Below are 22,906 nucleotides of genomic sequence, written 5' to 3'. Positions count from 1 at the left end.
GCCGCGGGCACGGCCGCGGGCGTGGTTGCAAAGCAGGACGCGGCCCCGCGCGGCGATGCCGGGCGGGGTGCAGCCAGCCACGAAGGGGAGTTACATCCGGAAGTGTTCGCCGAGGTACACGCGGCGCACGCTTTCGTTTTCGATGATTTCGCTCGGCGCACCGGCGGCGAGCACCGAACCGTCGCTGATGATGTATGCGTGGTCGCAGATGCCGAGCGTTTCGCGGACGTTGTGATCGGTAATCAGCACGCCGATGTTGCGCTGCTTCAGGAACTTGACGATCTTCTGGATCTCGAGCACCGCGATCGGGTCGACGCCGGCGAACGGTTCGTCGAGCAGGATGAAGTTCGGGTTGGTCGCGAGCGCGCGCGCGATTTCGACCCGGCGCCGCTCGCCGCCCGACAGCGACAGCGCGGGGTTCTCGCGCAGGTGGCCGATCTGCAGCTCGTCGAGCAGCGCTTCCGTGCGTGACGCGATTGCGTCCTTCGACAGCCGCTTGCCGTCTTCGCCGTGCTGCAACTCGAGCACCGCGCGGATGTTTTCTTCGACGGTCAGCTTGCGGAACACCGACGCTTCCTGCGGCAGGTACGACAGGCCGAGCGATGCGCGCTTGTGGATCGGCAGCAGGCTGATCGAGCTGCCGTTCAGCGAGATCTCGCCCGCGTCGAGCGGCACGAGGCCGACGATCATGTAGAACGACGTGGTCTTGCCGGCACCGTTCGGGCCGAGCAGGCCGACGACTTCGCCGCTCTTCACGTCGAGCGACACGTCCTTGACGACCGTGCGCGAGCCGTAGCGCTTCTTCAGGTTGCGGACGACGAGCGAACTCGTGGTGCCGGCCGGCTGGCGGTTCGGTAGTGCGTTCATTGGCCCGGCGCCCCCTGGATCGTGGTCGACGGTGACAGCTTCGCCGGCGCGCCGTTCAGCGGCGCGGGGCCGCCGTTCTTCGGCGACAGCATCGCGCGCACGCGGCCGTTCGGGTTGCCCGGTGCGGCGACGTCCTTGCCGCCCTTCGCGGTGTAGAAGTCGCGCTGGCCGTCGTACGTGATCACGCTGCCGTGCACGGTATCGGCGACGGTCGACGTGCCCTGCAGGCGGCGCACGGTCGCGGCGGTGGTCAGCGTGGTCAGGTCCTGCTTGCCGTCGTAGTCGATGCGCTCGGCGTCGCCGTCGATGTACTCGTCGAGGCCTTCGCGCTTCTGGCGGAACGTCGCGTGCTTCTTGCCGCTGCCGAACGAGGTGGCGTACTGATAGCCCTCCGGGTCCTGGCGCACTTCGACGCGATCGCCCTTGATGATGATCGTGCCCTTCGTGATCACGACGTTGCCGGTCGCGACCGTGACCTGCTTCAGGTCGTCATAGGTCAGGTTGTCGGCCTCGACGTTGATCGGCTTGTTCTGGTCGGCCTTCTCGGCATGGGCGAGCGGCGCCAGCCCGGCCAGCGGGAGCGCCACGAGCGCCGCGGCAAGCGCGGCGCGGACGGCGCGCGCAGCGCCGCCGGAATTCTGTCGAGGGAACGGTTCGTTCATGCAGTCACGTGAGGGATGCGTCACTTGGGTTGACCTTTCGAGCCGCCGGACGTGTCCGCCGCGGCGATCGTGCCGCGCACGTTGCCGTAAAGCTCGATGACCCGGGTGACGTTGTTGTACTTCATGCCGTCGGTCGCGTTGACGAGCGACAGGCCGCGCTGAAGTTTAACCGGCTTTTCGGTCTGGATCACATCGTCATTGACGAAGATCCGGAAATGCTGGGAATCGGCCTGCATCTGCGGATCGCCGCCGCCGGCCGCGCGCAGGATGCGCGCGTCGTCGTACAAGTCGACGATCGACACGTCGCCGTTGACGATGCCGCGCTTCGCGGTGGTCGTCACGACCGGCTTGCCGGGCTGGAACGCGCGCATGGCCGGATCGGTCAGGTCGCTGTTTTCGGTGTCTTCGTAGTGGATCAGCTTCGCGGCCGTCAGCCGGTACTGGGTCGTGCCGGACTGGTCGAGCTCGGTGACCGAGAAGTTGTCCGCGAAATAGTCGGGCGTATGGCGCTTCGGCTGCGCGGTGCCCTCGCCGGGCGGCGGCAGCGTGGCCTGCAGCAGCCACCAGGTGATGCCCGCGAGTGCGGCGACCGCGACGAGCGGCAGCAGCTGGGTCCAGCGGAAATGCGTGTTCATCCGTCAGGCTCCGCAGGCGGCCGCGAGCAGCGCGTCGTAGCGGCGCTGCGCGCGCAGGATCGCGTCGCAGACTTCGCGTACGGCGCCGTGGCCGCCGCGGGCCTCGGCCACCCAGTGCGCGCGGGCGATCACCTCAGGGTGCGCATTCGCGGGGGCAGTCGCGAAGCCGCAGCGCAGCATCACGGGCAGGTCGGGCCAGTCGTCGCCCATGTAGCCGCATTGGTCGGCGGCGAGGCCGAGCGATGCGATGAGATCGGCGAACACGGCAAGCTTGTTCTCGACGCCCTGGAACAGGTGCGCGATCTTCATTTCCTTCGCGCGTGCCGCGACGATTTCCGAGCGGCGGCCCGTGATGATCGCGGTTGCGATGCCGGCTTCGCCGAGCAGCTTCACGCCGTGGCCGTCGAGGGAATTGAACGACTTCATCGTGTCGCCGGCCGCCGTAAACAGCAGGCCGCCGTCGGTCAGCACGCCGTCGACGTCAAAAATCATCAGCTTCACGCGGCTCGCGCGTTCGGCCGCAGTCAGCGCTGCGCTCATCAGATCACCTTCTTCGAAAACAGGTCGTGCATGTTCAGCGCGCCGATCAGCACGCCGTCGGCATCGACCACCAGCATCTGGTTGATCCGGTGGCGCTCCATCAGTTCCACGGCCTCGACCGCCAGGTGATCCGGTGCGATCGTGCGCGGGTCGCGCGTCATCACGTCGGTGATCGACAACGTGCGGAAGTCGCCGTCGCGCGCGAGCACGCGGCGCAGGTCGCCGTCGGTGAAGATGCCGGCGACCTTGCCGTCGGCGTCGACCACGGCGGTCATGCCGAGGCGCTTCGCGGTGATCTGGAACAGCGCGTCCGACAGCGTCGCGTCGAGCCCGACGGACGGGACGTCGTCACCCGAGCGCATCACGTCGCGCACGTAGGTGAGCAGGCGCCGGCCGAGCGCGCCGCCCGGGTGCGAGCGCGCGAAATCTTCCGAACCGAAGCCGCGCGCGTCGAGCACCGCAACGGCGAGCGCGTCGCCGAGCGCGAGCGCGGCGGTCGTGCTCGCGGTGGGCGCGAGGTTCAGCGGGCAGGCCTCTTTCGAGACCGCGGCGTTCAGGTTCACGTCGGCGAGCGTGCCGAGGCTCGATCCCGCGCGGCCCGTGATCGCGATCAGTTTCGCGCCGATCCGCTTCACGAGCGGCAGGATCGCGACGAGTTCTTCCGATTCGCCGGAATAGGAGATGCCGATGAAGACGTCGTCGGAGGTGACCATCCCGAGGTCGCCGTGGCTGGCCTCGGCGGGGTGGACGAAGAAGGCCGGCGTGCCGGTGCTGGCCAGCGTGGCCGCGATCTTGCGGGCGATATGCCCCGATTTGCCGATCCCGGACACCACCACGCGGCCGCGGCAGCCGAGCAGCAGCGCGACGGCCTGGACGAAGCCGCCGTCGAGCTGGTCGCGCAGCGCGCGCACGGCGTCCGCCTCGATGTCGAGCACGTCGCGGGCGAGCGCGAGCGCCCGATCATCATTGATTTTCGCTATCATGCGCGGAGTATAGCAAAGGCGTTTGTTCGCCGCGCCGGGCCTTCGGACTCGTCCGATGTCGCCTGTCCACCGCCACCCTGCCGCGCCCGCTTTCCCGTGGCCCCGACGAACGAGGACGCTTTGCCCGTGATTTCCCCGCTCGAAATGACGCTCCTGCTGCTGCTGGCATCGGTGGTGGGCGTCGTCGTATTCCGCTCGCTGAACCTGCCGCCGATGCTCGGCTACCTGACCGTCGGCATCCTGGTCGGCCCGCACGCCTTCGGCATCGCGGCCGACCTCGAGCGCGCGGAGCATCTCGCGGAATTCGGCGTGGTGTTCCTGATGTTTTCGATCGGCCTCGAGTTCTCGCTGGCGAAGCTGAGGGCGATGCAGCGGCTCGTGTTCGGGCTCGGACTGCTGCAGGTCGTCGCGACACTTGTGCTCGCGCTCGTGCTCGGCATGCTGTTCGAGCACTGGGTACACATCACGTGGCAGGGCAGCATCGCGCTCGGCGGCGCGCTCGCGATGTCGTCGACGGCGATCGTGTCGAAAATGCTCGCCGAGCGGCTCGAGATCGAGACCGAACACGGCCGCAACATCTTCGGCGTGCTGCTGTTCCAGGATCTCGCGGTGGTGCCGCTGCTGATCGTGATCGCCGCGTTCGGCGCCGAATCGTCGAAGGACCTCGCGCTCACGCTCGGCTTCGCGGCCGTCAAGATCGTGATCGCGCTCACGCTGCTGCTGGTCATCGGCCAGCGTTTCATGACGCGCTGGCTCAACGTCGTCGCGCGGCGCCGCTCGCAGGAGCTGTTCGTGCTGAACCTGCTGCTCGTCACGCTCGGCGCCGCGTTCATCACCGACCGCTTCGGCCTGTCGCTCGCGCTCGGCGCGTTCATCGCGGGGATGCTCATTTCCGAGACGCCGTTCCGCCATCAGGTGGAAGAGGACATCAAGCCGTTCCGCGACGTGCTGCTCGGCCTGTTCTTCGTGACGACGGGGATGCTGCTCGATCCGCGCGTGATCTGGGAGCACCCGTTCCTCGTGCTCGGTTTCTTCGTCGGGCAGATCCTGTTCAAGGGGACGATGATCGCCGGGCTCGCACGGCTGTTCGGCGCGACGCCGGGTGTCGCGATGCGCACCGGCATCGGGCTCGCGCAGGCCGGGGAATTCGGCTTCGTGCTGCTGAACCTGATCCTCGACCGGCATCTCGTCGATTCGACGCTGCTGCAGGCGATCCTCGCGTCGATGCTGCTGTCGATGCTCGCCGCGCCGTTCCTGATCCAGAACGCCGACCGGATCGTGATGCGGCTTTCGTCTACGGAATGGATGCAGCAGTCGCTGCAGATGACGCGGATCGCGACGCAAAGCCTCAAGCAGCGCGGCCACGTGATCATCTGCGGCTATGGCCGCGCGGGCCAGAACCTGGCGCGGATGCTCGAACAGGAAGGCATTTCGTACGTCGCGCTCGACCTCGACCCCGATCGCGTGAGCGCGGCCGCGACGGCCGGCGAATCGGTCGTGTTCGGCGACGCGGCGCGCCGCGAGTCGCTGCTCGCGGCCGGTATCCATCGCGCGGCGGCGGTGGCGATCACCTATGCGAACACGCCGTCCGCGCTGCGCGTGCTTCACCACGTACACGAACTCGAGCCGACGCTGCCCGCGATCGTGCGCACCGTCGACGATGCCGATCTCGAGAAGCTGCTCGCGGCCGGCGCGACCGAGGTGATTCCGGAGATCGTCGAGGGCAGCCTGATGCTCGCGTCGCACACGCTGGTGCTGGTGGGCGTGCCGATGCGCAAGGTCGTGCGGCGCGTCGAGGAAATGCGCGACGAGCGCTACAGCCTGCTGCGCGGCTATTTCCGCGGCGCGGACGATGCGGACGACGACGACCACGAGCAGGTGCGGCTACAATCGGTGCCGGTCGATGCGCGCGCGGACGCGGTCGGGCGTTCGCTGGAAGAACTCGGGCTGTATGTACTCGGGCTCGAAGTCACGGCGATCCGCCGGCACGGCATCCGCGGCGTCGAACCCGATCCGCAGACCAAGCTGCGCGCGAGCGACATCGTCGTGCTGCGCGGGCTGCCCGAGGCACTCGCGCTCGCGGAGGAGCGGCTGTCGCGCCATCGGCGCGATCCGCCGGCCGCGGCAGCCTGAGCCGCGCACGGATTGATAACCTGACCCGTATTTATTCGAAACGGTGCCCGATCTTCGCGCACCGTTTTTTTCGGAGAGTTTCATGCCGCATTCGTCGTCGGGCGCACCGCTCGATCCGGTCGCCTTCATCCACAGCCAGATCCGCACGGTGCCCGACTGGCCGCAGCCGGGCGTGATGTTCCGCGACATTACGACGCTGCTGCAGAGCCCGAAGGCGTTGCGCATCCTCGTCGACCTGTTCGTCGAGCGTTATGTCGATGCGAAGCTCGACTACGTCGCGGGCCTCGACGCGCGCGGCTTCATCATCGCGCCGATCGTCGCGTACGAGCTGAGCGTCGGCTTCGTGCCGATCCGCAAGGTCGGCAAGCTGCCGTACAAGACGCGCTCGGAATCGTACGACCTCGAATACGGCAGCGCGACGGTCGAGATCCATGAAGACGCGTGCCGCCCCGGCGACCGCGTGATCATCATGGACGACCTGATCGCGACCGGCGGCACGATGATGGCGGGGCGCAACCTGCTGCAGCGGCTCGGCGCGGAGGTCGTCGAAGGCGCGGCGATCATCGACCTGCCCGATCTCGGCGGCTCGGCGCTGCTGCGCAACGCGGGATTGCCCGTTTATACCGTCACCGAATTCGCCGGCCACTGAGCGCCGGCACGCCTGATTCCACGTCACACAGCGAGGTCTCGATGCCCAACTTCATGCTGTTTCTCGCCACGTCGATCGCGATTACGTTCGCGCCGGGTCCCGACAACCTGCAGGTGCTCGCACGCGGCATCTCGCAGGGCCGCGCGGCCGGTTTCGTCGCCGCGCTCGGCTTCACCGCCGGGATCCTGTTCCACACGACGCTCGCGGCGCTCGGCGTCGCGGCCGTGCTGCGTTCGTCGCCGGTCGCGTTCGAGATCCTGAAGCTCGCGGGCGCCGCGTATCTCGTGTGGATCGGCATCAAGGCGCTGCGCAGCCAGGGCCTCGCGAACGCGCACGAGCGCCCGCCGCAGCCGCTCGGCACGATTTTCCGGCAGAGCGTGATCGGCAACCTGATGAACCCGAAGGTCACGCTGTTCTTCGTCGTGTTCCTGCCGCAGTTCGTCGATCCGCACGGCGGGCAGGGCGTGACGCTGCAGATGTTCGAACTCGGCGCGCTGTTCATGCTGCAGACGGCGGTGGTTTTCTCGCTGTTCGGCGTCGGCGCGGGCATGATCGGCGCGTGGCTGAAGCGCCGCCCGAAGGCCGGCGTGTGGCTCGACCGGATCGCCGGCGCGACGTTCATCGCGATCGGCATCCGCGTGGCGCTGAAGGACTGACGACGATGACGTTTCCGTGCATTGCGGCCGCGCGCCGTTTCGATCCGGCCGCGCACCTGCGTTTCGAGATGGCCGGCCAGGCGGTCGGCTGGGTGCGCCGCCAGGATGTCGCGATGCTCGCCCGCTGGCCCGACGTGTTCGAACTGACCGACGGGCGCGTCGTGCTGTCGTCGCGCTACGACTCGGTCGACGCACGCAGCATGGCGCTGGCGAGCGCCATCGGCGCGCTCGCGGCCGACGGCGCGATTCCCGGCTGGCGCGACGAGATCTACGCGATCCGCAACCGCTTCGACGATCCGCCGCTCGCGTACATCGAGCGCGCCGCGTCGCGCTTCTTCGGCACGCAGACTTACGCGGTGCATCTGAACGGCATCGTAGAATATGCGGTTGCACCGGGCGAGCCGCCCGCCGCGGCCGTCCCGCAGATGTGGCTCGGCCGCCGCAGCGAGACCAAGGCAACCGACCCCGGCATGCTCGACAACGTCGTCGCGGGCGGGATCGGCTGGGGCCTGGGCGTTCACGAGACGCTCGCGAAGGAATGCTGGGAAGAAGCCGGCATTCCCGCCGAACTGGCCGCGCGCGCGATCGCGGGCCGCGCGGTGCAGGTGCTGTGCTCGCTGCCGGAAGGCACGCAGTCCGAACTGATCTTCGTGTACGACCTGCCGCTGCCGCGCGACTTCGCGCCGCGCAACCAGGACGGCGAAGTGGCCGAGCACCTGCTGGCCGGCGTGCCCGAGGTGATCGGCTGGCTGCGCGCCGGCCGCGCGACGATGGATGCGAGCCTCGCGACGCTCGACACGCTGCTGCGCCACCGCTGGATCCCGGCGGCCGACGCGGCGGGCATCGACGCCCTGTTCGCACCGGCCGCGTGACGCGTGCCGCGCACGCAGTCCGGCGGCGCGAACGGGCAATTTGACGAATACGGAAACGAAGGGAGTAGCGGTCATGCCGACCGATCACAGCTTTATCTTGAAACTGTCGTGCCCCGACCGGCACGGCATCGTCCATGCGGTCTCGGGCTTCCTGTTCGAGCGCAGCAACAACATCCTCGATTCGGCGCAGTTCGGCGACAGCCGCACCAGCGAGTTCTTCATGCGCGTGCACTTCGAGCAGGACGGCGGCGGCGCGGATGCCGCGACGGCGCTCGACACGCTTCGCAAGGAATTCGCGCCCCTCGCCGAGCAGTTTTCGATGCGCTGGGAACTGCATGACGCGGCCGTGAAGCCGCGCGTCGTGATCATGGTGTCGAAGATCGGCCACTGCCTGAACGACCTGCTGTTCCGCTATCGCACCGGCCAGCTGCCGATCGAGATCCCGGCGATCGTGTCGAACCACAAGGAGTTCTACCAGCTCGCCGCGAGCTACAACATTCCGTTCCATCACTTTCCGCTGATCGGCGGCTCGTCCGATGCCGCGAAGGCCGCGCAGGAAGCGCGCGTGCTGGAAGTGATCGACGAGCACCAGGCCGATCTCGTCGTGCTCGCGCGCTACATGCAGATCCTGTCGCCGAACATGTGTGAACAGCTCGCCGGGCGCGCGATCAACATCCACCATTCGTTCCTGCCGAGCTTCAAGGGGGCGAAGCCTTATTACCAGGCGTTCGATCGCGGCGTGAAGCTGATCGGCGCGACCGCGCACTACGTGACGACCGATCTCGACGAAGGCCCGATCATCGAGCAGGAAGTCGAGCGCGTCGACCACAGCATGACGCCCGACCAGCTGACCGCGATCGGCCGCGACGTCGAGTGCGTGACGCTTGCGCGCGCGGTGAAGTGGCACGTCGAGCACCGGATCGTGCTGAACGGGACGAAGACGGTCGTGTTCCGCTGATTCGCCGGCGCAGGCCCGGACAAGCAAAAACGCCGCACCCTTTACGGGGTGCGGCGTTTTTTGTTGCCTGAGCGCGCAGGCTGCTTCAGATCAGCCGCAGCAGGTACAACTCGCGCTTCAGGTACGCGTAGAAGATCGGCGCGGCGATCACGCCGGGCAGCCCGAACGCGGCTTCCATGATCAGCATCGCGAGCAGCAGCTCCCACGCGCGCGACTCGATCTGGCCGCCGATGATCTTCGCGTTCAGGAAGTATTCGAGCTTGTGGATGACCACGAGGAACGCAAGCGACGCGATCGCGGTGCCCATGCTGACCGACAGCGACACGGCGACGATCAGCGTGTTCGAGATCAGGTTGCCGATCACGGGCAGCAGGCCGACGATGAACGTGACGAGCACGAGCGTTTTCGACAGCGGCAGCCGCTGGTGGAAGATCGGCAGCGCGACCAGCAGGTAGATGCCGGTGAACACCGCGTTGATCGCCGAGATCTTGATCTGCGCGAACACGATCCGGCGGAATGCGTCGGCAAAGCGCGACACGCGCGTGACGAGCGCGGTGGACAACGGCCGGCGCACCTTGCCGTGCTCGACGCCGATCGCGATCATCGCGCCGATGATCATCCCGAACAGCACGTGGCCGAACCCGCGCGCGACGCTCTTGCCGCTTTGCTGAAGCTGGTCCATGTGCGAGTGCATCAGCACGGCGGCCTTCGTCTTCATCTGCTCGACGTCGACGGGCAGCAGGTTCGCGATCCAGGCCGGCGTGCGCGCGCGGGTCTGCTCGACGATCTGCATCAGCTGGTCGAGCAGGCTCTGCAGGTTCGGCACCGTGCGTTCGAAGTGTTCGATGATGCCGATCGTCAGGCCCGTCAGCGCGCCGACGATCGCGATGGCCAGCAGCACGACGGCGACCCAGCGCGCGCGCATGCTCGTGGTGTGACGTTCGATCACGGGGGCGATCGTGTGGATCAGCTGGTAGACGAGCAGGCCGGCCAGCAGCCCGCCGAGCAACTTGAGCTCGATCACGAGCCACATCGCGAGGATCGCAACCGCATAGCTGCCGATCTCGAGTGCCGACAGCTTCGGCAGGCTGAAGTCGCTCGTCAGCCGCACGCTGCGCAGGTGCGGTTCGCGATTCTGCGTATCGCGAGACGAGTCTGGTTGCTTCTCCATCGTGGATTCCTGTCGTTCGTGTGTCATGCCGCGGAATGCGCGGCAGAGCCGTGTTCACCCGGCGCCGCACCGGATTGGTGCGTACGGCGAACCTTACGACCGTAAAGTATAGCCGCCATTATGGGCCGCAACGGGGCCGTTTGGCGCATGGTGTAAACGCAGAAGGGAAAACGAGAGGAGGCCGGTTGCGCGGTGCGCGCAGAGGCGCGCGCGGCCGGGCGGCCGCGCGCGGGAGGGACAGGGCGGCGCGAAGCGTCAGCCCGCCGCGACCTTGCGGGTCGGGCGCTTGAGCAGCGGCGCGAGGTACTTGCCGGTAAAGCTCGCTTTCGTCTTCGCGACCTGCTCGGGCGTGCCCTGCGCGATGATCTGGCCGCCGCCGGCGCCGCCTTCGGGGCCGAGGTCGATCACCCAGTCGGCCGTCTTGATCACGTCGAGGTTGTGCTCGATGATCACGACCGTGTTGCCCTGGTCGCGCAGCCGGTGGATCACTTCCAGCAGCAGCGCGATGTCGTGGAAGTGCAGGCCGGTGGTCGGCTCGTCGAGGATGTACAGCGTGCGGCCGGTGTCGCGCTTGGAGAGTTCGAGCGACAGCTTCACGCGCTGCGCCTCGCCGCCCGACAGCGTCGTGGCCGACTGGCCGAGGCGAATGTAGCCGAGGCCGACGTCGAGCAGCGTCTTCAGCTTGCGCGCAATGACCGGCACCGCATTGAAGAACGCATACGCGTGCTCGACGGTCATGTCGAGCACTTCGCTGATGTTCTTGCCCTTGTACTGCACTTCGAGCGTTTCGCGGTTGTAGCGCTTGCCGTGGCACACGTCGCACGGCACGTAGACGTCCGGCAGGAAGTGCATCTCGACCTTCAGCACGCCGTCGCCCTGGCACGACTCGCAGCGGCCGCCCTTCACGTTGAACGAGAAGCGGCCCGGATCGTAGCCGCGTTCCTTCGAGGTCGGCACGCCCGAGAACAACTCGCGGATCGGCGTGAACAGGCCCGTATAGGTGGCCGGGTTCGAGCGCGGCGTGCGGCCGATCGGCGACTGGTCGACGTTGATCACCTTGTCGAAGTGCTCGAGGCCCTCGATCGCCTCGTGCGGCGCCGGTTCGGCCGACGAGCCGTACAGGTGGCGCGCGACCGCGTGATACAGCGTGTCGTTGATCAGCGTCGACTTGCCGGAGCCCGACACGCCGGTGATGCAGGTCAGCAGGCCGACCGGCAGCTCGAGATCGACGTGCTTCAGGTTGTTGCCGTGCGCGTCGACGATGCGCAGCATCCGCTCGGGATCGGGCGCGAGCCGCTCGTCCGGGTACTCGATCGTGCGCTTGCCGACCAGGTACTGGCCGGTGAGCGACTGCGGGTTCGACTGCACCTGCTTCGGCGTGCCTTCGGCCACGATCACGCCGCCGTGCTCGCCGGCGCCCGGGCCCATGTCGACGACGTAGTCGGCCGTGCGGATCATGTCCTCGTCGTGCTCGACGACGATCACCGAGTTGCCGAGGTCGCGCAGGTGCTTGAGCGTCGCGATCAGGCGGTCGTTGTCGCGCTGGTGCAGGCCGATCGACGGCTCGTCGAGCACGTACATCACGCCCGTCAGGCCCGAGCCGATCTGCGACGCGAGCCGGATGCGCTGCGCCTCGCCGCCCGACAGGGTCTCGGCGCTGCGCTCGAGCGACAGGTAGTCGAGGCCGACGTTGTTCAGGAACGTCAGGCGCGCGACGATTTCCTTGATCACCTTGTCGGCGATCTCGCGCTTCGCGCCTTCGAGCGTCAGCCCGTCGAAATAGCCGAGCGCGTCGCGCAGCGGCCAGCCGCTGATTTCATAGATGCCGCGCGCGTGGTCGCCGGTGCCGATGCGCACGTGGCGCGCCTCGCGGCGCAGGCGCGTGCCTTCGCACGACGGGCACGGCTGGTTGTTCTGGTATTTCGACAGCTCTTCGCGCACCGCGACCGAATCGGTCTCGCGGTAGCGGCGCTCGAGGTTCGGGATGATCCCTTCGAACACGTGCTCGCGGATCGTCGTGCGGCCGCGCTCGTTGATGTACGAGAACGGGATCGTCTGCTTGCCCGAGCCGAACAGCAGCACCTTCCGGATCTTTTCCGGCAGGTCCTCGAACGCGGCGTCGATGTCGAATTCGTAGAACGCCGCGAGGCTCTGCAGCATCTGGAAGTAGAACTGGTTGCGGCGGTCCCAGCCCTTCACGGCACCGGCCGCGAGCGACAGCGACGGGTGCGCGACGACCCGCTTCGGGTCGAAGAACGTGATCTGGCCGAGGCCGTCGCATTCCGGGCACGCGCCCATCGGGTTGTTGAACGAGAACAGGCGCGGCTCGAGCTCCTGCAGCGAGTACGAGCAGATCGGGCACGCGAACTTCGAGCTGAACAGGTGCTCGTGGTCGGTATCCATTTCCAGCGCGATCGCGCGGCCGTCGGCGAGGCGCAGCGCCGTCTCGAACGATTCGGCGAGGCGCTGCTTCATGTCCGGCCGCACCTTGAGACGATCGACGACGACGTCGATCGTGTGCTTGTCGTTCTTCTTCAGCTTCGGCAGCGACTCGACCTCGTAGATCTTCGCGACGCCTTCGTTCGCGGCGCCGCCGCCCGAGCGCACGCGAAAGCGCACGAAACCCTGCGCCTGCATGTCCTCGAACAGCTCCGCGTGCTCGCCCTTGCGGTTCGCGATGACGGGCGCGAGGATCATCAGCTTGGTGTCCTCGGGCAGCGCGAGCGCCGCGTCGACCATCTGCGACACGCTCTGCGCTTCCAGCGGGATGTCGTGATCGGGGCAGTACGGCGTACCGACACGTGCGTACAAAAGTCGCAGGTAGTCGTGGATTTCCGTGACCGTGCCGACGGTCGAACGCGGGTTGTGGGACGTCGCCTTCTGCTCGATCGAGATCGCGGGCGACAGACCCTCGATCAGGTCGACGTCGGGTTTCTCCATCAGCTGCAGGAACTGGCGGGCATACGCGGACAGGCTTTCGACGTAGCGGCGCTGGCCCTCGGCATAAAGGGTGTCGAACGCGAGCGACGACTTGCCCGACCCGGACAACCCGGTAATCACGATCAGCTTGTGGCGCGGCAGGTCGAGATTGACGTTTTTCAGGTTGTGGGTACGTGCCCCACGGATACGGATCTGTTCCATGAACCTGGCGAAAATGGAGGGAACCAAACCTGCTACTATAACGGCTTTTCGAGGCCGTCGTTTGGGGCCCCCGGCCTTGGCCGCAGGTGGCAGCAAGGCGGCGCCTGCGCCGGGAAAGCGGCCGCGCCGCGCGGTTCCGGGTGGCCCGCGGGCTGCCTGAGTCCTGCCCCGACGTGTCGCCCGCCAAGCCTCCCGGGCCGCTGGTCCTGATCTTCCGCCGCCCGGTGTCGGGCGGTCATCCCGATCATTCGAAATTCATTCCCGATGTCCAATCCGTCTGCCACGTCTTCCCGCATGACTGCGCCCGAATTGCGCGCGACCACGTCGCTCGCGGCGATCTTCGCGCTGCGCATGCTCGGCCTGTTCATGATCATGCCGGTGTTCTCGGTCTACGCGAAAACCATCCCGGGCGGCGACAACGTGCTGCTCGTCGGCATCGCGCTCGGGGCCTACGGCGTCACGCAGTCGCTGTTCTACATCTTCTACGGCTGGGCGTCGGACAAGTTCGGCCGCAAGCCGGTGATCGCCACGGGCCTCGTGATCTTCGCGATCGGCAGCTTCGTCGCCGCGTTCGCGCACGACATCACGTGGATCATCGTCGGCCGCGTGATCCAGGGGATGGGCGCGGTTTCGTCCGCGGTGCTCGCGTTCATCGCCGACCTGACCTCCGAGCAGAACCGCACGAAGGCGATGGCGATGGTCGGCGGCTCGATCGGCGTGTCGTTCGCGGTCGCGATCGTCGGTGCGCCGATCGTATTCCACTGGGTCGGGATGAGCGGGCTGTTCGCGATCGTCGGCGTACTGTCGATCCTCGCGATCGGCGTCGTGCTGTGGATCGTGCCCGATGCGGCGAAGCCCGTGCACGTGCCCGCGCCGTTCGCCGAGGTGCTGCACAACGTCGAGCTGCTGCGCCTGAACTTCGGCGTGCTGGTGCTGCACGCGACGCAGACGGCGCTGTTCCTCGTCGTGCCGCGCCTGCTCGTCGACGGCGGCCTGCCGGTCGCCGCGCACTGGAAGGTTTACCTGCCGGTGATGGGGCTCGCGTTCGTGATGATGGTTCCGGCGATCATCGTCGCTGAAAAACGGGGCAAGATGAAGCCGGTGCTGCTCGGCGGCATTCTGGCTATCCTGATCGGTCAATTGCTGCTGGGCAGCGCGCCGCATACCATCCTGATTGTGGCGGCGATTCTGTTCATCTACTTTCTCGGTTTCAACATCCTGGAAGCGTCGCAGCCGTCGCTCGTGTCGAAGCTCGCGCCCGGTTCGCGCAAGGGTGCGGCCACGGGTGTCTACAACACCACGCAGTCGATCGGGCTCGCGCTCGGCGGCATCGTGGGCGGCTGGCTGCTGAAGCACGGGGGCGCCAACACGGTGTTCTACACGTGCTCGGGGCTCGTTGCCGCGTGGCTTATAATCGCGGCCAGCATGAAAGCGCCGCCGCGCAAGGCCTGAACTCACTTCGGGCAGGCACCGGCGGCGTTCGCCGGCTTGCCCGGCGGGCCGCACCGGCAGCGTGAGCGGGCGGCCCGGCATCGAATTTACTGGAGAAACACATGGCATCCGTCAACAAGGTCATCCTCGTCGGCAATCTCGGCGCCGATCCTGAAGTCCGTTACCTGCCGAGCGGCGACGCGGTTGCGAACATCCGTCTCGCGACGACCGACCGCTACAAGGACAAGGCAAGCGGCGATTTCAAGGAAATGACCGAGTGGCATCGCGTCGCGTTCTTCGGCCGTCTGGCGGAAATCGTCAGCGAATACCTGAAGAAGGGTTCGTCGGTCTATATCGAAGGCCGCATCCGCACGCGCAAGTGGCAAGGCCAGGACGGCCAGGATCGTTACTCGACCGAAATCGTCGCCGACCAGATGCAGATGCTCGGCGGCCGCGGCGGTGCGGGCGGCGGCGGTGGCGGTGGTGACGAAGGCGGTTACGGCGGCGGCTACGGTGGTGGTGGCGGCGGTGGTCGCGGCGAACAGATGGAACGCGGCGGTGGCGGCGGCGGTCGTGCCGGCGGCGCGGCGCGTGGCGGTGCTGGCGGCGGCGCGCAAAGCCGTCCGAGCGCACCGGCAGGTGGCGGCTTCGACGAAATGGACGACGATATCCCGTTCTGATCGGCACGCCGGTATCCTGCGTCACGATGGGCCCGAATGTCCGAGTCAAGCCGATTGCTTGGCTCGGGTCTTCGGGCCTTCTTTCGTTTACGTCGATGTTCCTTGCGCGCCAGGCAAATCGTGGCTGACGAACTTCCCGACCTCATCGCGGAGCATCTCGACGTGCTGTTCTGCGGGATCAACCCCGGCCTGACCGCGGCCGAGACCGGGCATCACTTCGCCGGGAGGAACAACCGCTTCTGGCGCGTGATCCATCTCGCGGGCTTCACGCCGACGGAAATTTCGCCGCGGGACGATCGCGCGATACTCGGCCACGGCTGCGGCCTGACGGCGGTGGTGAAGCGGCCGACCGCAAGCGCCGATCAGCTTTCGCGCGCGGAATTCATGGCCGCGGCCGCGGGGTTCGAGCAAAAGGTGGCGCGTTACCGGCCGCGCTTCGTTGCCTTTCTCGGCAAGGCGGCGTACTCGGCGCTTTCCGGCCAGCGTGAGGTCGGGTGGGGATTGCAGCCGGCCCGCATGCAGGAGGCAAGTGTCTGGGTGCTGCCCAATCCCAGCGGGAGAAATCTCGCGTTCGGCCTCGACGATCTGGTTGATGCCTACCGTCAACTGCGTCTGCACGCGAAGGCCGGTTCCGGTCTTCAACCGGAGAGGCGGGATGCGGCGCAGTGAACCCGCGCCTGCGTGGCCGGGCGCCGTGCTGCCCCGCGCGTTCTTCGACCGCACGGCCACCGACGTCGCGCCGCAACTGCTCAACAAGATCCTCGCGGCCGCGGACGGCCGGGCAGGGCGGATCGTCGAAGTGGAAGCCTATGCCGGCGCGATCGACCCGGCCGCGCATACCTATCGCGGCAAGACGCCGCGCAACGCGACGATGTTCGGGCCGCCGGGGCATCTGTACGTCTATTTCACGTACGGCATGCACTGGTGCTGCAACTGCGTGTGCGGCCCGGACGGCACGGGAACGGGCGTGCTGATCCGTGCGCTCGAGCCGGTGCAGGGGATCGAACGGATGCGCGCGGCACGGCCGCCGCAGACGCGCGATCGCGACCTGTGCCGCGGGCCGGCGCGGCTGACGCAGGCGATGGGCATCGGCGGTGCGCAGGATGGCGTCGATCTCGTCGCTGCGCGCGAAGGGTTCGCGATCGTCGACGACGGCACGGCGCCGCCCGCGAACCTGGCGGGCGGGCCTCGCATCGGCATTCGCGTCGGCATGGACTTCCCGTGGCGGTGGTGTGTGCCCGGCAGCCGGTACGTGTCGGGGGCGCTGCCGCGCACCTGATGCGTGCCGTATACAAATCGCACGCAATTCGACCTGCGTCACGCGGTCGCCATTATTGACCGGCTAAGCTGCTCTTTTCGACGTTCGATCGAGGGGGCACCATGCGGCGGGTCGTATTCAACCAGAAGGGCGGCGTGGGCAAGTCGACGATCGTCTGCAACCTGGCGGCGATCAGCGCGAGCGAGGGGCTGCGCACGCTCGTCATCGACCTCGACGCACAGGCGAACTCCACGCGCTACCTGCTCGGCGACGCCGCGGCCGACGTGCAGCCGGGTGTCGCCGATTTCTTCGAAACCGCGCTGACCTTCAACTTCCGTCCGGTCGACGTCGCGTCGTTCGTCCATCCGACCCCGTTCGAAGGGCTCGACGTGATGCCCGCGCATCCGGATCTCGACACGCTGCACGGCAAGCTCGAATCGCGTTACAAGATCTACAAGCTACGCGACGCGCTGAACGAGCTCGATGCCTACGACGCCGTGTACATCGACACGCCGCCCGCGCTGAATTTCTATACGCGCTCGGCGCTGATCGCGGTCGAGCGCTGCCTGATCCCGTTCGACTGCGACGATTTTTCACGTCGCGCGCTGTACACGCTGCTCGAGAACGTGAAGGAGATCCAGCAGGACCACAACGCGGCGCTCGAGGTGGAAGGGATCGTGATCAACCAGTTCCAGCCGCGAGCGAGCCTGCCGCAGCGGCTCGTCGACGAACTCGTCGAAGAAGGGCTGCCGGTGCTCGCGTCGAGGCTGTCGGCCTCGGTGAAGATCCGCGAGTCGCATCAGCAGTCCAGGCCGGTGATCCATCTGGAGCCCGGGCACAAGCTCGCGCAGGAGTTCCTCGCGCTGCATCGCGAACTGGCCGGCTGATCTTCCGCGCCTGCCTGACCAGCACGCGGCCGCATCATGCGGCCGTTTTTTATTGCGACCCGCAATTCGTCCGATCATTGATTTTGTCATTAATAATCCCGAAAACGATTTCATAATAAATCCGCAAAAAACGATTACATAAGCGACTGCTCCATTTTCAATGTGCGCCGGTTTTCTAATAAACGGAATAATGAATTGGTAAATGTTGCGCGACGTCATGATCGGCTATCCTGTAAAAAGGTAGAAATGCATTGCGGGACAGAGTGAAGCGCCGTCTCGTCTGCGATGTCGGCGCATCACGGGTTCCAGCGGTCGCCCGGAATTAAGATAAGGGTTTACACCTAGTATTAATGCCATTTAATTGACAATTAATCGATCTAGAATGGGCTCCTTCAACTTCCCGTACTCAAACAAGTGACGGGTTGTCAATAAGGAAGTCTGCTGTCGAACCGGCTTCCGATTTTCTTTACGTCGTCTCTCGCATTGCCAACAGGAGCGTGCCCGATGTCCGTATTTGCCCCCGAAAAACTCAACGCCGATTATCAGTCCGGTATCGCCGCGTGGTTTGCGATCGCCCGTCCGGCTATCCAAGGTTTCGAGGCTGTCGTCGAACTCAACCTGCAAGCGGCCCGGACGGCGCTCGAGGAATACGAAGACAAGCTGAAGAACGCGTTCAACAGCAGCAATCCGGCCGTGGGCTTCGTGCAGCAGATCGCCGTGCCGCAGGAAGCGGCCGGCAAGGCCGTGTCCTACGGCCGCCACCTGTTCGACATCGCGGTGTCGACGCAGTCCGAATGGGCAAAGGTCGCGCAAGCCCAATACGAACAGAACGACAAGCGCCTGAAGGACGTGCTGGGCGAGCTGTCGAAGCACGCGCCGGCCGGCTCGGCGCCGGTGGTGGCCGCGCTGAACTCGGCGCTGTCCGCGGCGACCGCCGCGGCCGACTCCGTACGCGCAGCGACGGGGCAGGCGATCGAAGCCGCCCAGAGCGGCTTCGACGCCGTCACCGAAACGGCAACGCGTGGTGCGAAGCAAACGGCGGCCGCCGCGCGCAAGGACGCCGCGGCCGCCCGCGAATCGGCTGCGTGATCGCTTAGCCGCGCAAGCATGTGTCGCGCACGGGCGCGACACGATTGATCGGCGCCGGATGGCGCCGGACGCCGCGTGTGCCGCGCGGGGTCCGGCTCACGTCCGGTTTGCCGCAACGCGCCGGTGCCCGGCGAGCCGTGCGGGTGTGCCGCCCGTGCGGACGGGTGCGGTTCGCCGTACGGAGGCATGCGACCGCTACCGCGCCGGATGGCCCGGGGAGCGCGTTCGCCGGCCGAGACCGGCTCGCACCGGCGTCGGAACGACGAACTGATTTCAATGCAGGAACTGGACATGACGGACGTAGTGATCGTATCGGCCGCGCGGACCGCGGTCGGCAAATTCGGCGGTTCGCTTGCGAAGATTGCAGCACCCGAACTGGGCGCGACGGTGATCCGCGCAGTGCTGGAGCGCGCGGGCGTGAAGCCCGAGCAGGTGAGCGAAGTGATCATGGGCCAGGTGCTGACGGCCGGCTCGGGCCAGAACCCGGCGCGGCAGTCGCTGATCAAGGCCGGGCTGCCGACGGCAGTGCCGGGGATGACGATCAACAAGGTGTGCGGCTCGGGCCTGAAGGCCGTGATGCTGGCGGCGAACGCGATCGTCGCGGGCGACGCGGACATCGTGATCGCGGGCGGCCAGGAGAACATGAGCGCGTCGCCGCACGTGCTGCCGGGCTCGCGTGACGGCTTCCGGATGGGCGATGCGAAGCTGGTCGACACGATGATCGTCGACGGCCTGTGGGACGTGTACAACCAGTACCACATGGGCATCACGGCGGAGAACGTCGCGAAGGAATACGGGATCACGCGCGAAGAGCAGGACGCATTCGCGGCGCTGTCGCAGAACAAGGCGGAAGCCGCGCAGAAGGCCGGGCGCTTCGACGACGAGATCGTGCCGGTGTCGATCCCGCAACGCAAGGGCGAGCCGCTGCAGTTCGCGACCGACGAGTTCGTGCGTCATGGCGTGACGGCGGAGTCGCTGGCCGGGCTGAAGCCGGCGTTCTCGAAGGACGGCTCGGTGACGGCGGCGAACGCGTCGGGGCTGAACGACGGCGCGGCGGCGGTGCTGGTGATGTCGGCGCAGAAGGCGGCAGCGCTGGGTCTGACGCCGCTGGCGAAGATCAAGGCCTACGCGAACGCGGGTGTCGATCCGAGCGTGATGGGGATGGGCCCGGTGCCGGCATCGCGCCGGTGCCTGGAGCGCGCGGGCTGGACGCCGGGCGACCTGGACCTGATGGAGATCAACGAGGCGTTCGCGGCGCAGGCGCTGGCGGTGCACAAGCAGATGGGCTGGGACACGTCGAAGGTGAACGTGAACGGCGGGGCGATCGCGATCGGTCACCCTATCGGCGCGTCGGGCTGCCGGATCCTGGTGACGCTGCTGCACGAGATGCAGAAACGCGACGCGAAGCGCGGGCTGGCGTCGCTGTGCATCGGCGGCGGGATGGGCGTCGCGCTCGCGGTCGAGCGCGCCTGAGCGGGGCCTGACGATTCGTCCCGCTGCGGCGCCGGTGAGCGCCGCACGCGGGTGAAGCGGTTTTCGCGCACGACAAGTGGCCAACAACAAGCGCGAGGTGCCGGTGCGTGCCGTGCCCGCGACACGGGCGGCTGCGCATCGAAGCGGTGGGGCGGCAGCATGTGCGATGCCGTCGCCCCGCTTTCATCGATTACTTTTTTGTCGGTAATTTACAGGATGACTAAGCGAATTGCAGTTGTGACTGGTGGAATGGGCGGCCTCGGCGAAGCGGTCAGCATCAGGTTGAACGACGCGGGCCACCGGGTAGTCGTCACGTATTCGCCGAGCAACACCGGCGCGGACCGCTGGCTGACCGAGATGCATGCGGCCGGCCGCGAGTTCCTCGCGTATCCGGTGGACGTGGCCGACCACGATTCGTGCCAGCAATGCATCGAGAAGATCGCCCGGGACGTCGGCCCGGTCGACATTCTCGTGAACAACGCGGGCATCACGCGCGACATGACGCTGCGCAAGCTCGACAAGGTCAACTGGGACGCGGTGATCCGCACGAACCTCGATTCCGTGTTCAACATGACGAAGCCGGTCTGCGAAAGCATGGTCGAGCGCGGCTGGGGCCGCATCGTCAACATCTCGTCGGTGAACGGCTCGAAGGGTTCGGTCGGCCAGACCAACTACGCGGCCGCGAAGGCCGGCATGCACGGCTTCACGAAATCGCTCGCGCTCGAGATCGCGCGCAAGGGCGTGACGGTGAACACCGTGTCGCCGGGCTACCTCGCGACGAAGATGGTCACGGCGATCCCGCAGGACATCCTCGACTCGAAGATCCTCCCGCAGATTCCGGCGGGCCGGCTCGGCAAGCCCGAGGAAGTCGCGGCGCTGGTCGCTTACCTGTGCTCGGAGGAGGCCGGCTTCGTGACGGGCTCCAACATCGCGATCAACGGCGGCCAGCACATGCACTGACGCACGGCGGCCCGGACGGCGTGCATGCCCGTGCCGGGCCGTGTTCCGCTGGTTCCAGTGCCGCAGCGGCGCAGGTGTGCCGGTGCGGCCCCGCATTCCGGAGAAGGCATGAGCGACACCTGGATGGGACTCGCGATCGGCGGCGCAGCACTGGCCGTCGCGCTGGCGATGGCGATCTCGCTCTTCTGGCTCGAGCGGCGCCGCGCGCGGCTGCTGCGGAACTTCGATCATCGCGATTGCTGGCTCGTCGCTTACGGCAAGTGTTTCGCGCGCGTGCGGGCCAGGCCGGCACGCCGCATGCGCGGCGCGCGTTGACGGCAGCGGCATGGCGGCAGTCACGCGTCACCGTCGACGCGCGGCCACGCATCGCGCGCATGCCGCAAGGCGGTGCGCGCGATGCCCGTCGTCAATCGATCAATCGCTCTTTTCGCTCTTTCCACCCGACTCGCTGGAGCCGTTCTTGTGGAAGATCCGCTTCGTCGTGCGCTTGGTGGCATCCCACCCTTCGCGCGACGCATGCGCGACGCCGTGCCCGACCGCCTTCGCGGCACTCGCGGTCGCGTGGCCGAAGCTGCGGGCCGCCTCGCCGGTCTTGTGCGCGGCTTCCTTCGAATCGCGCTTGATGTCCTGCTTCACTCCCGACATGTCCGCGTGCGCGATCGGGCTGATCAGCGCCAGAACGAGCGCGGTACCAATGAACTGACGAACTTTCACGACCTGGTTTCCTTCCGTTGAACAAGCCTCTTCAGCGAGGATTCGCATCGCCGGCTGGCGCCGGGCGAAACACGCCGGCCGCCGATGCGTCGAGCATCACCGCGGCGCGGCCGGACAGCAGCACGCGCTCGCCGCAGCGCAGCGCGAAGCCGTACAGCACCGAGCGGGCGTCGCCGCTCATGCGTTCCGCTTCGACGACGAGCGGCTGCGTGAAGGTGTCGAGCCGGTCGACGAACGCGTCGACGTTGCGCACGCTCGCCAGATAACCGACGCGCGGGCGCGCTTCGTGCGCACCGAGCAACGCGCCGTGCACGGCCATCGCCTGCGCCGCGTATTCGATCCCGCAGACGGACGCGAGCCGGCCGTGCGCGCGCAGCGGGTTGTGCGGATCGCGGTGGCTCGTCGCGGTGCAGCGGATGCGGGCGGCATCCCACGCATCGACCGTATCGAGTACGCACATCGCGCCGTCGTGCGGAATGTGCGCGGCGATCCACGCGTGGTCGAGCGGCGGCGCGAGCGGGATCGTCGCGGTCATCACGCACGCTCCGCGAACGTATCCGGCATCGCGACATCGACCTGCACGCGTGTATCGGCCAGGTAGTCGAGCACGACGCGTGTCGAACGCCGCGCGGCGAGCGCCTCGAGCAGCGGCAGCACGCGCGCGGCCGGATTGCCGGCACGCAGCGCGTCGAGCCCGGCGTGCGCGAGCGTCGTGGCGGGGGTGTCGGTGAGTTGCACGTCGATGCGGGCGAGCGCGTGTTCGCTTGCTTCCGGTGCGAGCACGAGCGCGACGCCGAACGCATCGTCGATCGGCCGCACCGCGCGCAGCGGTTCCGGATAGTCGGTGTCGTACGCGATCAGCAGCGTGGGCACGCGATCGACGACGACCTGGCACAGGCTCTCGAGCAGCCCGGCGGCATAGCTGCCGTCGTGCGCACACAGCACGTTCGACGTCGCCATCGCGCGGGTCGCGATGCTCCAGTAGCCGGCCGGCGCGTTGTGCACGGAGTTGTGGAAGCGCGTCGGCGACAACTGGCGATCGTCGCCGGCGAGGGTTTCGCAGATCGCGTGGCAGTTCTGGCCGTCGCCGCCCGACGCGCTGAACACGGTCGCGAGCGTCGTGGCGTCGCGTGCGCTCGCGGCCACC

At 67.2% G+C, this 22,906-nt stretch carries 24 protein-coding genes; 14 read left to right on the top strand and 10 right to left on the bottom strand.

Translation table 11 applies throughout. From position 1 onward, the window contains the following. Positions 1 to 90: 90 nt before the first annotated feature. The 5 genes from lptB to kdsD are packed head-to-tail and all read right to left on the bottom strand — an operon-like array spanning position 91 to position 3,687. A complete protein-coding gene (lptB, locus tag DPV74_RS21480; protein ID WP_021162599.1) occupies positions 91 to 867 on the bottom strand; it encodes an LPS export ABC transporter ATP-binding protein in 777 nt (258 codons plus the stop codon). Continuing rightward, positions 864 to 1,529 carry a lipopolysaccharide transport periplasmic protein LptA gene (lptA, locus tag DPV74_RS21475; RefSeq protein ID WP_021162598.1) on the bottom strand — a complete coding sequence of 222 codons (666 nt, stop codon included), beginning with the start codon at positions 1,527 to 1,529 and terminating at the stop codon, positions 864 to 866. The genes lptB and lptA overlap by 4 nt, the downstream gene beginning before the upstream one ends. A 20-nt stretch (positions 1,530 to 1,549) precedes the next feature. Next, on the bottom strand, positions 1,550 to 2,164 hold the full coding sequence (gene lptC, locus DPV74_RS21470; RefSeq protein WP_027789105.1) for an LPS export ABC transporter periplasmic protein LptC: 615 nt from the start codon (positions 2,162 to 2,164) through the stop codon (positions 1,550 to 1,552). A gap of 3 nt (positions 2,165 to 2,167) precedes the next feature. Further along, the gene (locus tag DPV74_RS21465; protein WP_021162596.1) at positions 2,168 to 2,704 is read right to left on the bottom strand and encodes an HAD family hydrolase; all 537 of its coding nucleotides are present in this window, start codon (positions 2,702 to 2,704) and stop codon (positions 2,168 to 2,170) included. Further along, on the bottom strand, positions 2,704 to 3,687 hold the full coding sequence (kdsD, locus tag DPV74_RS21460) for an arabinose 5-phosphate isomerase KdsD (RefSeq protein ID WP_027789106.1): 984 nt from the start codon (positions 3,685 to 3,687) through the stop codon (positions 2,704 to 2,706). Before kdsD ends, DPV74_RS21465 begins: the two co-directional genes overlap by 1 nt. Before the next feature lie 126 nt (positions 3,688 to 3,813). Here kdsD and DPV74_RS21455 point away from each other — a divergent pair, with 126 nt between their 5' ends. The 5 genes from DPV74_RS21455 (at position 3,814) to purU (ending at position 8,955) form a co-directional block, all read left to right on the top strand. Further along, a complete protein-coding gene (locus DPV74_RS21455; protein ID WP_027789107.1) occupies positions 3,814 to 5,820 on the top strand; it encodes a monovalent cation:proton antiporter family protein in 2,007 nt (668 codons plus the stop codon). 82 nt (positions 5,821 to 5,902) lie between these two features. Continuing rightward, positions 5,903 to 6,469 (top strand): adenine phosphoribosyltransferase, encoded by a 567-nt coding sequence (locus DPV74_RS21450; protein ID WP_011353218.1) that lies wholly within the window; start codon positions 5,903 to 5,905, stop codon positions 6,467 to 6,469. 41 nt (positions 6,470 to 6,510) lie between these two features. Beyond that, entirely contained in the window at positions 6,511 to 7,125 is a 615-nt protein-coding gene (locus tag DPV74_RS21445; protein ID WP_021162592.1) for a LysE family translocator, read from the top strand. Between the two features lie 5 nt (positions 7,126 to 7,130). Then, a complete protein-coding gene (locus tag DPV74_RS21440) occupies positions 7,131 to 7,997 on the top strand; it encodes an NUDIX hydrolase family protein (protein WP_091923804.1) in 867 nt (288 codons plus the stop codon). 73 nt (positions 7,998 to 8,070) lie between these two features. Further along, the gene (purU, locus tag DPV74_RS21435; protein ID WP_021162590.1) at positions 8,071 to 8,955 is read left to right on the top strand and encodes a formyltetrahydrofolate deformylase; all 885 of its coding nucleotides are present in this window, start codon (positions 8,071 to 8,073) and stop codon (positions 8,953 to 8,955) included. 85 nt (positions 8,956 to 9,040) lie between these two features. Here purU and DPV74_RS21430 read toward each other — a convergent pair whose 3' ends face one another. Together DPV74_RS21430 and uvrA are read right to left on the bottom strand one after the other, a co-directional pair. After that, positions 9,041 to 10,126, bottom strand: a complete 1,086-nt coding sequence (locus DPV74_RS21430; protein WP_027789110.1) for an AI-2E family transporter — start codon at positions 10,124 to 10,126, stop codon at positions 9,041 to 9,043. Between the two features lie 255 nt (positions 10,127 to 10,381). Next, on the bottom strand, positions 10,382 to 13,267 hold the full coding sequence (gene uvrA / locus DPV74_RS21425) for an excinuclease ABC subunit UvrA (RefSeq protein ID WP_027789111.1): 2,886 nt from the start codon (positions 13,265 to 13,267) through the stop codon (positions 10,382 to 10,384). 264 nt (positions 13,268 to 13,531) lie between these two features. Between uvrA and DPV74_RS21420 the strand changes: the two genes are divergently transcribed. The 9 genes from DPV74_RS21420 to DPV74_RS21380 all read left to right on the top strand — a co-directional run bounded on the left by DPV74_RS21420 (position 13,532) and on the right by DPV74_RS21380 (position 21,360). Continuing rightward, entirely contained in the window at positions 13,532 to 14,719 is a 1,188-nt protein-coding gene (locus DPV74_RS21420; RefSeq protein WP_059695088.1) for an MFS transporter, read from the top strand. 101 nt (positions 14,720 to 14,820) lie between these two features. After that, complete coding sequence (locus DPV74_RS21415) at positions 14,821 to 15,378, top strand: single-stranded DNA-binding protein (RefSeq protein ID WP_021162583.1); 558 nt, start codon at positions 14,821 to 14,823, stop codon at positions 15,376 to 15,378. Positions 15,379 to 15,498: 120 nt separating this feature from the next. Beyond that, positions 15,499 to 16,047 (top strand): G/U mismatch-specific DNA glycosylase, encoded by a 549-nt coding sequence (gene mug, locus DPV74_RS21410; RefSeq protein WP_060198563.1) that lies wholly within the window; start codon positions 15,499 to 15,501, stop codon positions 16,045 to 16,047. Beyond that, positions 16,034 to 16,657: a DNA-3-methyladenine glycosylase gene (locus DPV74_RS21405; protein WP_060359680.1), complete on the top strand. Its 624-nt coding sequence runs from the start codon at positions 16,034 to 16,036 to the stop codon at positions 16,655 to 16,657. The genes mug and DPV74_RS21405 overlap by 14 nt, the downstream gene beginning before the upstream one ends. Before the next feature lie 101 nt (positions 16,658 to 16,758). After that, positions 16,759 to 17,523 carry a ParA family protein gene (locus DPV74_RS21400; protein ID WP_060359679.1) on the top strand — a complete coding sequence of 255 codons (765 nt, stop codon included), beginning with the start codon at positions 16,759 to 16,761 and terminating at the stop codon, positions 17,521 to 17,523. A gap of 504 nt (positions 17,524 to 18,027) precedes the next feature. Beyond that, entirely contained in the window at positions 18,028 to 18,612 is a 585-nt protein-coding gene (gene phaP, locus DPV74_RS21395) for a TIGR01841 family phasin (protein WP_119337919.1), read from the top strand. Between the two features lie 291 nt (positions 18,613 to 18,903). Next, the gene (locus tag DPV74_RS21390; protein ID WP_119337921.1) at positions 18,904 to 20,085 is read left to right on the top strand and encodes an acetyl-CoA C-acetyltransferase; all 1,182 of its coding nucleotides are present in this window, start codon (positions 18,904 to 18,906) and stop codon (positions 20,083 to 20,085) included. Positions 20,086 to 20,301: 216 nt separating this feature from the next. Further along, positions 20,302 to 21,045 carry an acetoacetyl-CoA reductase gene (phbB, locus tag DPV74_RS21385; RefSeq protein WP_027789117.1) on the top strand — a complete coding sequence of 248 codons (744 nt, stop codon included), beginning with the start codon at positions 20,302 to 20,304 and terminating at the stop codon, positions 21,043 to 21,045. Positions 21,046 to 21,153: 108 nt separating this feature from the next. Next, complete coding sequence (locus tag DPV74_RS21380) at positions 21,154 to 21,360, top strand: hypothetical protein (RefSeq protein ID WP_027789118.1); 207 nt, start codon at positions 21,154 to 21,156, stop codon at positions 21,358 to 21,360. Between the two features lie 99 nt (positions 21,361 to 21,459). On the opposite strand, the gene DPV74_RS21375 is transcribed toward DPV74_RS21380, so the two are convergent. The 3 genes from DPV74_RS21375 to DPV74_RS21365 are packed head-to-tail and all read right to left on the bottom strand — an operon-like array spanning position 21,460 to position 22,905. Next, positions 21,460 to 21,807 (bottom strand): hypothetical protein, encoded by a 348-nt coding sequence (locus DPV74_RS21375; protein ID WP_119337918.1) that lies wholly within the window; start codon positions 21,805 to 21,807, stop codon positions 21,460 to 21,462. Continuing rightward, positions 21,791 to 22,294, bottom strand: coding sequence for a hotdog family protein (locus DPV74_RS21370; RefSeq protein ID WP_060350292.1), 504 nt, complete (start codon positions 22,292 to 22,294; stop codon positions 21,791 to 21,793). Before DPV74_RS21370 ends, DPV74_RS21375 begins: the two co-directional genes overlap by 17 nt. After that, on the bottom strand, positions 22,294 to 22,905 hold the full coding sequence (locus DPV74_RS21365) for a beta-ketoacyl synthase chain length factor (RefSeq protein WP_119337917.1): 612 nt from the start codon (positions 22,903 to 22,905) through the stop codon (positions 22,294 to 22,296). Before DPV74_RS21365 ends, DPV74_RS21370 begins: the two co-directional genes overlap by 1 nt. Position 22,906 lies beyond the last annotated feature (1 nt).

Origin of the sequence: Burkholderia sp. HAN2018, from assembly GCF_024704855.1 — a bacterium.
Lineage (GTDB): Bacteria > Pseudomonadota > Gammaproteobacteria > Burkholderiales > Burkholderiaceae > Burkholderia > Burkholderia cepacia.
Note: the sequence above shows the minus strand (reverse complement) of the source record. Positions and strands in the feature narration are given on the sequence as shown.